Origin of the sequence: Saccharothrix sp. NRRL B-16314, assembly GCF_000716595.1 — a bacterium.
Lineage (GTDB): Bacteria > Actinomycetota > Actinomycetes > Mycobacteriales > Pseudonocardiaceae > Actinosynnema.
In genome coordinates this window covers 76,979-89,220 of record NZ_JNXC01000015.1, presented here as the reverse complement: position 1 = coordinate 89,220, position 12,242 = coordinate 76,979, and the positions used below count along the sequence as shown (strand labels likewise).

13 protein-coding genes are annotated in these 12,242 nt (G+C 72.5%); 9 read left to right on the top strand and 4 right to left on the bottom strand.

Translation table 11 applies throughout. The features are described from left to right. The first annotated feature begins 6 nt into the window (after positions 1-6). From OQ02_RS21905 to OQ02_RS21890, 4 genes are all read left to right on the top strand, one after another. Positions 7-459, top strand: coding sequence for an ectoine synthase (locus OQ02_RS21905; RefSeq protein ID WP_033440383.1), 453 nt, complete (start codon positions 7-9; stop codon positions 457-459). Beyond that, positions 456-1,349 (top strand): ectoine hydroxylase, encoded by an 894-nt coding sequence (thpD, locus tag OQ02_RS21900; RefSeq protein ID WP_033440382.1) that lies wholly within the window; start codon positions 456-458, stop codon positions 1,347-1,349. Before OQ02_RS21905 ends, thpD begins: the two co-directional genes overlap by 4 nt. Before the next feature lie 144 nt (positions 1,350-1,493). Then, positions 1,494-1,985 carry a MarR family winged helix-turn-helix transcriptional regulator gene (locus OQ02_RS21895; RefSeq protein WP_033440381.1) on the top strand — a complete coding sequence of 164 codons (492 nt, stop codon included), beginning with the start codon at positions 1,494-1,496 and terminating at the stop codon, positions 1,983-1,985. Positions 1,986-2,046: 61 nt separating this feature from the next. Next, the gene (locus OQ02_RS21890; RefSeq protein WP_156077202.1) at positions 2,047-2,361 is read left to right on the top strand and encodes an adhesin; all 315 of its coding nucleotides are present in this window, start codon (positions 2,047-2,049) and stop codon (positions 2,359-2,361) included. A 10-nt stretch (positions 2,362-2,371) separates the two neighbouring features. On the opposite strand, the gene OQ02_RS21885 is transcribed toward OQ02_RS21890, so the two are convergent. After that, on the bottom strand, positions 2,372-2,563 hold the full coding sequence (locus tag OQ02_RS21885) for a hypothetical protein (protein ID WP_033440380.1): 192 nt from the start codon (positions 2,561-2,563) through the stop codon (positions 2,372-2,374). A 212-nt stretch (positions 2,564-2,775) separates the two neighbouring features. Between OQ02_RS21885 and OQ02_RS21880 the strand changes: the two genes are divergently transcribed. The 4 genes from OQ02_RS21880 to OQ02_RS21865 are packed head-to-tail and all read left to right on the top strand — an operon-like array spanning position 2,776 to position 5,841. Then, positions 2,776-3,453: a response regulator transcription factor gene (locus OQ02_RS21880; RefSeq protein WP_033440379.1), complete on the top strand. Its 678-nt coding sequence runs from the start codon at positions 2,776-2,778 to the stop codon at positions 3,451-3,453. Then, positions 3,453-4,814: a sensor histidine kinase gene (locus OQ02_RS21875; protein ID WP_156077201.1), complete on the top strand. Its 1,362-nt coding sequence runs from the start codon at positions 3,453-3,455 to the stop codon at positions 4,812-4,814. The genes OQ02_RS21880 and OQ02_RS21875 overlap by 1 nt, the downstream gene beginning before the upstream one ends. Beyond that, complete coding sequence (locus OQ02_RS21870; RefSeq protein WP_033440378.1) at positions 4,811-5,035, top strand: hypothetical protein; 225 nt, start codon at positions 4,811-4,813, stop codon at positions 5,033-5,035. Before OQ02_RS21875 ends, OQ02_RS21870 begins: the two co-directional genes overlap by 4 nt. A 53-nt stretch (positions 5,036-5,088) precedes the next feature. After that, on the top strand, positions 5,089-5,841 hold the full coding sequence (locus tag OQ02_RS21865) for an alpha/beta hydrolase (protein ID WP_331281545.1): 753 nt from the start codon (positions 5,089-5,091) through the stop codon (positions 5,839-5,841). A 15-nt stretch (positions 5,842-5,856) separates the two neighbouring features. Here OQ02_RS21865 and OQ02_RS21860 read toward each other — a convergent pair whose 3' ends face one another. Both OQ02_RS21860 and OQ02_RS21855 read right to left on the bottom strand, forming a co-directional pair. Next, a complete protein-coding gene (locus tag OQ02_RS21860) occupies positions 5,857-6,150 on the bottom strand; it encodes a hypothetical protein (RefSeq protein WP_231500157.1) in 294 nt (97 codons plus the stop codon). Between the two features lie 33 nt (positions 6,151-6,183). Continuing rightward, positions 6,184-8,295, bottom strand: a complete 2,112-nt coding sequence (locus tag OQ02_RS21855) for a glycogen debranching N-terminal domain-containing protein (RefSeq protein WP_033440445.1) — start codon at positions 8,293-8,295, stop codon at positions 6,184-6,186. 202 nt (positions 8,296-8,497) lie between these two features. Here OQ02_RS21855 and OQ02_RS21850 point away from each other — a divergent pair, with 202 nt between their 5' ends. Then, complete coding sequence (locus OQ02_RS21850; RefSeq protein ID WP_051772630.1) at positions 8,498-9,355, top strand: hypothetical protein; 858 nt, start codon at positions 8,498-8,500, stop codon at positions 9,353-9,355. A gap of 358 nt (positions 9,356-9,713) precedes the next feature. Here OQ02_RS21850 and OQ02_RS21845 read toward each other — a convergent pair whose 3' ends face one another. Continuing rightward, entirely contained in the window at positions 9,714-12,239 is a 2,526-nt protein-coding gene (locus OQ02_RS21845; protein WP_156077200.1) for a cellulosome protein, read from the bottom strand. Positions 12,240-12,242: the final 3 nt, after the last annotated feature.

Genomic DNA, 12,242 nt, shown 5'->3' with positions numbered 1-12,242 from the left:
GGCACCATGATCGTCCGTTCCCTGCACGACCTCGACGGCACCGACCGCGATGTCGTCACGCCGAACTGGCGCAGCAAGCGCATCATCCTGGCCGGTGACCGGGTCGGGTTCTCGATGCACGAGACGGTGCTGAAAGCGGGCACCGTCAACGACTTCTGGTACGCCAACCACGTCGAAGCGGTGCTGTGCGTGGAAGGCCACGGCGAGTTGGTCGACCAGGAGACCGGTGAGGTGCACGCGCTGCGGCCGGGCACGCTCTACCTGCTCGACGGGCACGAGCGGCACCAGGTGCGCCCGGTGACCGACATCCGCGCGATCTGCGTGTTCAACCCGCCGGTGACCGGGCGGGAAGTGCACGACGAGACCGGCGCGTACCCCCTGATCCGCTTGGCAGACCTGGAAAACGGCCCGGACGAGGGCACCGCCGACCGGCCGTCCGACGAGGAGACCCGCGTATGACCGCGACCACGACCGCAGACCGGTACCCGACCCGCACCGCGGGCGAGACCGCGCCGATCACCCGCACCGAGCCCGTCCTCTGGCACGGGGCGGCCTCCGGACCGCTCGACGCCGAGACCGCGTCCTCGTACGACGCCAAGGGTTTCCTGACCGTCGACGGCCTGCTGACCCCCGACGAGGTCGCGGTGTTCCGGGCCGAGGTCGACCGGTTGCGCACCGACCCCGCCGTGCGGGCCGACGAGCGCACCGTCGTGGAGAAGCAGTCCGACGACGTGCGCTCCATCTTCGAGGTGCACCGGATCAGCGAGCTGGTCGGACGCCTCGCCGCCGACCCGAGGCTGCTCGACCGCGCACGCCAGATCCTCGGCTCGGACGTCTACGTGCACCAGAGCCGGGTGAACTTCATGCCCGGCTTCACCGGCAAGGGCTTCTACTGGCACTCGGACTTCGAGACCTGGCACGCCGAGGACGGCATGCCGCTGATGCGGGCGGTCAGCGCGTCGATCGCGCTCACCGACAACTACCCGTTCAACGGCGGCCTGATGCTGATGCCGGGCGCGCACCGGACGTTCGTGCCCTGCGCGGGCGCCACACCGGACGACCACTACCGGGAGTCGTTGAAGGAGCAGGAGATCGGCGTGCCGAGCCGGGCGAACCTCACCGCGTTGGCGGACGCGCACGGCATCGAGCAGTTCACCGGTCCGGCCGGGTCGGCGCTCATGTTCGACTCCAACAGCATGCACGGCTCGGGCAGCAACATCACCCCGTTCGCCCGGTCGAACATCTTCCTCGTGTTCAACAGCGTGGAGAACGCGCTGGTGGAGCCGTTCGCGGCGAATCGGCCGCGCCCGGACTTCGTCGCCTCGCGCGACTTCACGCCTTTGGGCTGAGGCGGACTCGTCGACTGTTCGTCAGCTGTTCTTCAGGTTCGACGGGCGCCGGTTGCGCCATGATGGTGCCGCGACTCGCGGTGCTCCGCGCACCGCGAGTCGACCAAGCTTCCGGCGCCCGCCGCTTGGCGGTACAACTTCCCCATGAACCGGGCCAAGGTCTCCAGCGGGGACGTCGACGCACTCACCGACGCGGTGCTCACCGCGTCACGGCTCCTGGTCGCGGTGTCGGCCCGATCCATCGCCGCGGTGGACGAGTCGATCACCCTGGCCCAGTTCCGGATGCTCGTCGTGCTGGACAGCCGCGGCCCGGTCAAGCTGACGTCGCTGGCCGAGCACCTGTCGGTCAACCCGTCCACCGCGACCCGGATGGTGGACCGCCTCGCCGCGAACGGCCTGGTGGTCAGACAGGCCAGCCCGATGTCCAGACGTGAGCTCGTGCTGGCCCTGTCGGCCGACGGCAAGCGGGTGGTGCAGACGGCGACCCGGCGGCGGCGGGCCGAGATCCGCAAGATCGTGTCGCGGATGCCGGCCGGGACGAGGGTCGGGCTGGTCGACGCGCTGGTGGCGTTCGCCGACGCGGGCGGCGAGCCGGTGGTGCCGGACAACTGGACGCCGCTCGGCACGCTGGCCTGACGTTCTCCTTGCGGTGCGGCACCGGCCGTGGTCCGACGTCCGCGGCCGACCTACGCTCGGCGTGACCGCACGTCGCGCACCGGAGGGACGGACGTTGCTGGACATCGACGACACCGCGACCAGTGCCATCAAGGAGTTGACCGTCGCCGCGGGCGTGGGGCCTCGGGGCGGGCTGCGGATCGCGCGGACCCCGGACCTGGGGTTCGATCTGTCGATCGCGGCGCGGCCGGGCGGTGACGACGAGGTGGTGACGTCCGCGGACGGCGTGCTGGTGTTCCTGGAGCCGCGGGCCGCGGAAGTGCTCTCGGAGAAGGTCTTAGATGTGCGCACCGACGACGACGGCCGGTTCCACTTCGGCGTCTACCCCAAGCTCTGACCCTGGCGGTTCAGTCGGCGCAGCGGAAGCAGCGGTGGGGCCCGGCCGGAACGGGGTGGCCGCGCCACCCCGCCGTGAACGCCTGGTCCCAGAGTAATCGCCAGTCGCGGACGACCTGGTCGACGCGGTTGTGGGTGCGTCCGCAGTGGTCGCAGATGAGGATGAGCGCGGACTCGTCTTCGTCACCGGGAATCGCGGTCACAGTGCCGGTATCGACCTTCTCGTCGGGCGCGGGGCAGGTGTCGGCCGCGTCCTTGCGGCCGACACCTGGTTGTGCACCCAGTGATTGCTCGGGAGCCTCGTACCACCTTGGCCGAGAACCGCCGGGGTGAACCTTGCGATCGGCTTGCGATCGCGGTGGGACGAGTCTCCGTGCGACAGTCTGGGGCCGACCGAAGGTGAGGACCGGGGTAGATGGAATTCTCTGTGCTGCTGGTCGAGGACGACGAGCACATCCGGCAGGCGCTGGGGCTGGCGCTGGACGACGAGGGCTTCGCCGTCCACGACGCGGTGTCCGGTGAGGAGGCCCTCGCCCTGCTGGGCACGGCCACGTTCGACGTGGTGCTGCTCGACCTGATGCTGCCCGGGGTGGACGGTCTGGAGGTGTGCCGCCTGCTGCGGGCGCGCGGCGACCTGCCGATCATCATCGTGACCGCGCGGGCCGACGCCGCCGACGTGATCGCCGGGCTGGAGGCGGGTGCGGACGACTACGTGACCAAGCCGCTGGTCGCGAGCGTGCTGGCGGCACGCATCCGGGCACTGCTGCGGCGGCGCGGCGGCGGCCGGCAGGACGAGGTGATCCGGATCGGGCAGCTGGAGATCCGGCCCGACGTCGGCACGGTGCACCGGTCGGGCAGCGAGGTGCACGTGACGCGGACGGAGTTCCGGCTCCTGGTGGAGCTGGCGTCGGCCGGCGGCCGGATCGTCACCCGCGAACAGCTCCTGCAGCGCGTCTGGGGCTACGACTACTTCGGCGACACCCGGCTGCTCGACGTGCACATCCGCCGGCTGCGGCGCAAGGTCGAGGAGAACCCGGACGAGCCGACGCTGGTGGTGACGGTGCGCGGGGCGGGCTATCGGATGGACGTCTGATGGGGCGGTTCTCGCTGCGCTGGCGCGTCGCGCTGGCCCTCGGGCTGGGTTCGGTGCTGCTGACCAGCGCCGTGGCGGTGGCGATCTGGAACCTGACGTCCGGCTACATGCTGCGGCAGCGCGAGCAGAGCGCGGTGCGGCAGGCCGAGGTCAACGTCCGGCTGGTGGCCGAGGCGCTGCGCAACGACTCGGACGGGCTGAACGAGCTGCTCACCGGCCTCACCACCGGTCCCGACTCCACCGTCCTGCTGTTCCAGGGCGGGCAGGTGCTCACCAGCGGCCGGCAGGTGGACGCGCAGGTGCTGCCCCGCCGGCTGGTCGACCTGGGCCGGGCGGGCACGCCCGCCTCGCAGCGGCTCGTGGTGGACGGCATCCCGGTGCTGGCCGTGACGCTGCCGATCGAGTCGACCGACGGCGCCTACGTCGAGCTGGCGCCGCTCGTGCAGCTGGACCGGACGTTCCGGTTCCTCAGCGGCCTGCTGGTGGCGGTCACGGTGATCAGCGGCCTGCTCGGCGTGGTGCTGGGGTCGTGGGCGAGCAGACGGGCGCTGCGGCCGTTGACGGAGTTGACGAAGGCCGCGTCGCGGATCGCGGGAGGCGACCTGCGGGCGCGGTTGCCGGCCCAGACCGACCCCGACCTGACCCCGTTGGCGGCCACGTTCAACTCGACCGCCGACGCGCTGGAGCAGCGAGTCCGGCGTGACGCGCGGTTCGCCGGCGACGTGAGCCACGAGCTGCGGTCACCCCTGACCACCATGGTCAACGCCGCCGAGGTGCTGCGCCGCCGGCGCGTCGAGGTGCCCGGCACGGCGGGGCGGGCGCTCGACCTGCTGACGTCCGAAGTGGACCGCTTCGCGCGGATGGTGGTGGACCTGCTGGAGATCTCGCGGGCCGACCAGCAGGCCGAGGACCCGACGCTGGAGACGATCGACCTGGGGTCGCTGGTCCGCAACGTGGTCGCGGCCCGTCCGGGCGAGCAGGCCCCCGTGCACGCCCAGGACCCGTCGCCGCAGGTGCTCGGCGACCGGCGACGCCTGGACCGCGCGGTGAGCAACCTGCTCGACAACGCCGAGCGCCACGCGGGCGGCGTCCTGCGCGTCACCGTGTTCAGCTGCGAGGGGCAGGCCAGGATCGAGGTGGACGACGCCGGTCCCGGTGTGCCGCCCGAGCTGCGCGACCGCATCTTCGACCGCTTCGACCGGGGTGCGCGGGCGGGCAGTCGCGGTGCGGACACCGGCAGCGGCCTGGGCCTGGCGCTGGTCGCGCAGCACGTCCAGCGGCACGGCGGCACCGTGCGGGTGGAAGACCGCCCGGGTGGCGGCGCCCGCTTCGTGGTCGAGATCCCCGAGGCGGACGGATGAGGACCGCCGCCGTGCTCGTCGGCCTCGCCCTCCTCACGTCGTGCGGCGTGACCACCGAGGACGACCCGAGGCCGCTGGTCACCTCGACCGCCAACCCCCTGCCCACGCCGACCCTCACCCAGCGCCCGGACCCGACGACTTCCTCCTCCTCCGCCACCACCTCACCCGCCCCGACCGTGCCGACGCCGGCCACGCGACACCCGGCCCGGATGACGGGGTGACGCGCCGGCGGGTGGTGGCGGTGGCGGCGGTGGTCGTCACTATCGTTGCTGTGGTGTTCGGTGGCGCCTTCGCGTTCCAGCGCAAGCTCATCTACCTGCCGTCCGGTGGGCCGCTGCCGAGTGCGGCGGACGTCCTGGACGGTGGTCGGGACGTCACGCTGGTGACGGCGGACGGCCTGCGGCTGGCGGCCTGGCACTTCCCGGTCGACTCGGCGCGCGCCACCGTGCTGGTCGCGCCGGGCAACGCGGGGAACAGGCACGTGCGCGTCCCGCTGGCCCGTGCGCTCACCGCGCGCGGTCTGTCGGTGCTGCTGCTCGACTACCGGGGGTACGGCGGGAATCCCGGTGACCCGGCGGAGGACGGGCTGGCGCTGGACGTCCGCGCGGCCCGCGAGTTCCTGCTGCACGACGCCGGTGTGCCGGCCGAGCGGCTGCTGTACTTCGGCGAGAGCCTCGGCTCGGCGGTCGTCGCGGAACTCGCCGCCGAGCACCCGCCGGCCGGGCTGGTGCTGCGGTCGCCGTTCACCGACCTCGCCTCGGTCGGCGCGCGGCACTACCCGTTCCTGCCGGTGCGGTGGCTGTTGCTGGACCGGTTCCCGACCGCCGAGCACGTGACCAGGGTCGAGGCGCCCGTCACCGTCGTCTACGGCACGTCCGACTCGATCGTCCCGCCGGACCAGAGCCGGGCGGTGGCGACGGCGGCGGGCGCGACCGTCGTCGAGGTCCCCGGTGCCGACCACAACGACCGGGTGCTGCTGGACGGGCCGGAACTGGTCGACGCGATCACCGACCTCGCGCCACCGTGACCTGCGGTGGACGGACTACCAGCCGTCCGGCACCGGCCCGTCGCCCGACACCGGCCCGTCGTCCGGCAGCGGCACGACCCGGCGCTGGTCGGCGACGTCCGCCGGGTCCGCCTCCGAGACCTCCAGCGGCTCGGGAGCGGGTTCCGACCGGCCGACCGCGGCCTCCTCGTCCACCGCGCCGGCCTCCGCCTCGGGCTCGACGGTGCGCAGCTGGTCGGCCACGTCGTTCCACGGCTTCTCCATGCCCATTAGGATGAACTCCGCGACGGCCGGGTGCAGGAGGATGCGACGCCGGGAACGGATTGCCACACCATCGAGCGAACCCGCCCGTGGTGCGCGAGGTCAAGTGGTGGTCCAGTCGCCGGGCAGGCCGGACACCGCGGCCTGGTCGCCGCTCGCCGTGATCCGCGCGGTCTCCGCGCCCAGCTTGAGCTCGGACAGCGTCAGCTCGCCCCACCGCGCGGGCAGGTTCGGCCTGGTGGACAGGGTGCGTCGCGGCACGTGCGGCTCCAAGCCGAGGAACGCGCGGACCAGCAGCAGCGGTGACGCGCTGGCCCACGCCTGCGGCGAGCAGGACGTCGGGTACGGCACGGGCGGGTGGAAGTCGTCCCGGGAGAAGCCGCAGAACAGCTCCGGCAGCCGTCCGCCGAACGCCGCCGCGGCGTCGAGGAGCCCGTCCGCGAGCCGGTGCGCGAGGTCGACGGCGCCGGGCAGGTGGGCGTAGCGGAGCAACCCGGCCACCGCGATGGCCGTGTCGTGCGGCCACACCGAGCCGTTGTGGTAGCTCATCGGGTTGTACGCGCCCATGGACGAGGCGAGCGTGCGCAGGCCGTGCCCGCTGTCCATGTCCGGCTCGGCCAGCCGCCGGATCAGCACGGCGGCGTGCTCGTCGGTCGCGATACCGGCCCACAGGCAGTGCGCGGTGTTGCTGGTCAGCGCGTCCACCTGCTGCTTGTGCCCGTCGAGCGCGACGGCGTACCAGCCGCGGTCGGGCAGCCAGAACGCCTCCGCGAACCGTTGCCGCAGGTCCGCCGCACGTTCGCGGAGACGTGCCGCGGTCGCCTCGTCGCCGAACCCCTCGGCCAGCTCCGCCCGCGCCAGCCACGCCGCGTAGACGTAACCCTGGACCTCGCACAGCGCGATCGACGGGACGGCAGGGCGGCCGGAGAGGTCGTTGACGCCGTCCGAGCTGTCCTTCCAGCCCTGGTTGACCAGGCCGCGGTCGGTGGCGCGGCGGTACTCCACGAACCCGTCGCCGTCGCGGTCGCCGTACCGGTCGACCCACGCGAGCGCGGCGTCGGCGGCGGGCAGCAACGAGCGCACCACGTCCTGGTCCGCGCCCCACCGCCAGCACTCGGCCAGGAGCATCACGAACAGCGGCGTGGCGTCGACCGTGCCGTAGTAGTGGTTGCCGCCCAACACGGTCGTGCTGTCCGGGCCGAGGCGCAGCTCGTGCAGCACCCGGCCCGGTTCCTCCTCGGTCAGCGGGTCGACCACCTTGCCCTGGGTCTCGGCGAGGGTCTGCAACGTGCCCAGCGCCAGCCCGACGTCCAGCGGCAGCGCCATCCACGCGGTCAGCAGGCTGTCCCGGCCGAACAGCGTCATGAACCACGGCGCGCCGGCGGCGACGAACGGCCGGCCGCCGCGCGCCGGGTCGTGGATCAGGAGCGCGCCCAGGTCGCCTTCGGTGCGGCGCAGCACCCCCGTGAGCACCGGGTCGGACGCGGTGACGAGCGTGCTGGCCGCGCGCCACGCCCGGATCTTGCGCGCCGGACCGGTGCTCTCGATCCGCTCGCCCCGGTCGAACTGGGGCCGCACCGCCCGTCCGCCCGCGGTCGGCTGCACGACGACCTCGGTCGACCACCGCCCGCCCGCCGGCACCACCACCTGCCAGCTCAACGCGCCGGGGACCACCACGGGCTCGGCGGTAGCGGTGACGGACACTCCGCGCGAACCGCCGCGGCGGTCGTGCAGCAGCAGTTCCGGTCCGGCGGCCACCGCGTCGGAACCGCCGTGCACCGCCCGTCCTTCCTTGACCGCGAACAGGTCCGCGAAGTCGGTGTCCACGTGCAGTTCCAGCCGCACGGCGGTGGCCTCGCGGCCCAGGTTGTCGACCGTGATCGTCTCCCGCATGCCGTCGCCGACCAACCGTTCGCGCACCAGCAGCAGGGTGCTGTCGGCGGAGCCGGCGGCCGGTGGCCGGCGCGTCACGAACCGCGCAGCGAACGCTTCGGGGTGCGATACGGACAGGGCGCGCGGTGGGCGGCCGTCCAGCCTCAGCTGCCAGCGCGACAACACCCGGGCGTCGCGGAAGAACAGGCCGTGCGGTGTGCCGGGCTCGATGTCGCCGGTGCTGCCGGACAGGCAGAACGTGCTGCCCTCGACCAGCGTCGTCGTGCCGCCGACGTCACCGGTGGAGGCCGGTTCGCCCGCGTTGAAGGGCTCCGGCGGCAGGTCTGCGGTCACGCGCGGTCTCCCGAGGGGTGCGGGCGGTTCCTTCGTCGACAGTTCGTTCATAGACGCGGTCGAGCGCGGAGTCCACTGTTGTCCCCCTTCACCCCGGAGTGCTAACAAAGATCATGGTGTGCGCGCTGTCCGTCAGAACGAACCCGACGCCGATCACGGAACGACACGACGAGGAGGGGATCTTGCGGTGATGGCGGTTGACGTGGACCTGGTGCCGTTGCGGGCCGACTTCGACGTGGTGTGGCGCGGGTACGACAAACGCCAGGTGCGGCGGTACGTGGAGGGCGCCGAAGCCGAGCTGCGGGTGCTCGCGGTCGACCGTGACGCGGCCGTGGCGCGGGCGGACGACCTGGCCCGGCAGCTGGAGAGCGCCCGGTCGGAGATCCGCGACCTGCGCGACCGCGTGGACCGGATCAGCCGCACGCCGATCGAGCCGGACGCGCTCACCGAACGCCTGCGGCGGATGGCGGAGCTCGCGCACGAGGAGGCCACCGAGATCACGACCCGGGCGCAGGCCGTCGCCGAGCACCACTGGGCCACCGCGGAACGCGCCGCGACGCGGTTGCGCGAGCGCTCCGACCGGCTGGTCGACGAACTGGACGCCCGTCGGCGGGAGGCGGAGGCGGAGCACCGGGACCTGATGCGGCGGGCCGGTGAGCGGATCGCGGCGGAGACCCTGCGGGCCGAGCTGCGGCGGCGTGAGCTGGACGAGCGGGCGGCGGCGTTGCGGGAGGAGGTCCGGGTCGACTTCGAGTTGGCCATGAGCGCCCGTCGGGCCGAGGCGATGGCCGCGGTAGCGGAGGTGGAGGCCGCGGCGAAGGCACGGGCCGAGCAGGTGGTGCGTGCGGCGACCGAGCACGCCCAGCGCATCATGGCCGAAGCCCTGCGGCGCGTGGACGAACTGCGGGCACGTCGTGACCACATCGCCGCCGGCCTGCGCAGCGCCCGGCAACTGCTGGCGGAAGCCGATCCGTTGCTGCACACGCCGTTGGACGAGATCCCGGCTCAGCGGACAGAGGCGCGGGTCGATCCCGAACCAGTGGGCTGACAAGCCCGCGCCCTCACCGCGCCCGGACAGCACCCGCCCAGAAGCCACCCGCCGCCAACCGCCCGGTCCAGGTCATGGACTGCAGATGCGCAGCCCTCGGCTGCGCATCGAGAGAGCCGGCTGGGACAAGGCTGCGAGGTTCAGTTCACCTCGATCACAGTCGGGCGATTTGCGCACGAAGTCCTCAAACCCCCCGCGCGTGTCGGCGCACGGTCGTGTTCGGCGAATTACTGCACGACCAGCGTGGATTGGTCACACCCGTCCGAGCGGGACGAGCCGGCACCCCTGGGTCGGGATGCCGGCTCGTCACCGGTGGTGCGTTCACTGCCTGGAGTTCACTACCCAGACCTGAGGTTCGCTACCGGGGAGTCACCGACTTAGCCACGACCAGCGGGGCGAGGGAGATCCAGTCGACGTTCGGACCCCACCCGGTGGCGTTGCCGAACGTGAGCTCACCGCCCTCCGTGGTCAGGTCGAGCGGTGACGTCTCGGGCCAGAAGCCGTCCCACGTGTAGTTGTGCCGGTACGGCGCACGGGTCGTGCCGCCACCCGCCTCCGTCGTCTCGAGGAACCGGGTGATCGTGTCCGTGTTGTACGCGTGGCCGGTGTTCTTCTCCGCCTGCGCGTACCCGACGGTCAGGTTGTACTGCCCGGCCGCGCGCACCGCCTCCGCACGCGGAACGGTCACCGTGCCGCCATTGCCCAGCTGGCCGACGTACGAACCGCCGGACGCCCAGACCCCTGCCTGCACGACCGCGCCGCCGCCCAACCGCCCGGACTCGGCCTCGACGACCGCCGCCCGCGCGTCCGCGTCACCGGCCCGCACCTGGGTGAGTGCGCCGAGCACGACCCTCCCCCGCGATTCGTTGGTCAGCCCGACCGCCGTGACACCGGCCTTCAGGTGCACGGTGACGCTGCCGTCCCACACACCCGCCCGGTCGGTCACCAGGTCGCCACCGGCCACCCGCCGCCCGGACGTCGTCACGCCGATCCTGCTCGGCCCAGCACCCGTCCACGTCGTCGACAGCGTGTAGTAGCCGTCCTGCTTGGCCGACACGTACGCGGTCACGGAGTCGGTCGCGCCGAGCGCAACGGCCGTGGGCGCCAGAACGGCCGCGTCACGCACACCCCGCTCGATCACGGCACCGTCGGAACGACGCGCGTCGGCCAGCGGGTACGCCGCCGTCTCCGGCCCGGTGACCTCGGTGAGGTCGATCCGGTCCAGCGTGTTGTCGCCCGCCGCGCCCAGGTGCCCGTTCGGTCCGCTGGTGCGCAACGACAGGCGGTGCTTGCCGGCGGTCAACGTGATCGGCACGTCGAGCCGGCCCCGGTACGTCCAGTTCAGCACCGCCGGGTACGTCAGCGTCCGCACGTGCGCGTCGTCGACGTACAGGGCCTGCTGCCCGACGAACCCGCCATTGCCGTACAGCACCCCCAGCTCGTACGTGCCGGAGCGCGGCACGTCCACGTCCACCGTCACGCGGGAGCCGGCGTTGTTCATGTAGCCGACGTCGCTGCCACCCGAAGTGGTGTACTTCCAGCCCGACTGGTCGTGCTGCGAGACGACCCGCGCGTTCTCCACCAAGCCGGCCTCCGCCTCGTACTGCGCGGACCAGGGCGCGTTGGCCACCGGCGCCGCACCGTGGCCGGCCGGCGTGATCAGCACCTGGTACGCGGCGAGCGGGTCGCCACCGGGCACGTCGACCGTCACCACGCCGTCCACCACGTCGACCCGGGACGCCGCCACGACCGGCGGCTGCTGGGCGTCGCCCTCGTAACCGGACCAGGTGGCCTTGGAGACCCGCACGTCGACCGAGCGGCCGAAGGTGGACTCCGCCAGGCCCGACACCGCGACCTCGACCTCACTGGCCGTGCCGCCGAGCAGGACGGTGGCCTTGGCGTCGTCGCGGTCGAGCGTCGCCAGGCCCTGCAACGAGTCCCTGGTGCTCGGACGCGGCGGCGTGACGCGGACCGTGTCGCCGGACAGGTCGGCGTACCACTTGGCCAGCCACCAGCCGCCGTTGGGACGGGCGGTGCGCGCGGAGTGGTCGCTCAGGTTGCCGGCGACGGTCCAGTACGCCATCTGCGCGTCGACCTTGGTGTCCTCCAGCATGGTGATCCACTGGATCATCTGGCCGGGCACGGACGTGTCGCGCCGGTTGGAGTACTCGGTGATGTTCACCGGCAGCGGCCCGATGCCGAGCGACCGCTCCAGCTCCCGGTAGTCCGCGAAGTGGGCCCGGTAGTGGTTCAGCGAGTCCGGGCTGAGCTCGTGCCAGGTCACGATGTCCGGCAGCACGTCGTTCGCGGCGGCGTAGGCGAGGAAGTCCCGCAGCCGGCCGGGGTTGTAGTTGGCCTCACCGGGACCGTCGATCCGCGCGTTCGGCAGCACGGACTTGACCGTCCGGTAGACCTTCGTCCAGTCGGCGAGGAACTTGTCCTTCTTCGTCGCCCAGTCCCCGTACCAGATCCAGTCCGGCTCGTTGAAGATCGTCCACACGAAGCGGTCGCGGTCCGGTCGCGCGGCGACCTTCTCCAGCTGGGGCCGCAACCGCGAGATGTAGTCGTCGATGCCGAGGTCCTGGTACGGCCAGCGGCTGTAGATGTCCTGCGAGTTGATGTAGATGTCGGTGCCGCCGGAGGAGAAGAACTCGTCCGCCGTCACGAGCGCGTCACCGCTGGGGTGCTGCTCGCCGTCCGGCGGCTTCTGGGCGACGGTGCGCGGGCGCATGCCGGCGATCAGGTCGCGGGACGGCACGCCTTGATCACCGAGGCCGTACAGGATGCCGGTGGCACCGCCGTAGAAGGCGCCGGTGGAGTCGGACAGGTCGACGCGCAGGGTCTCCACCGGCGCGGCTGACGCTCCGGTCGACTGCAGTGGCACGAG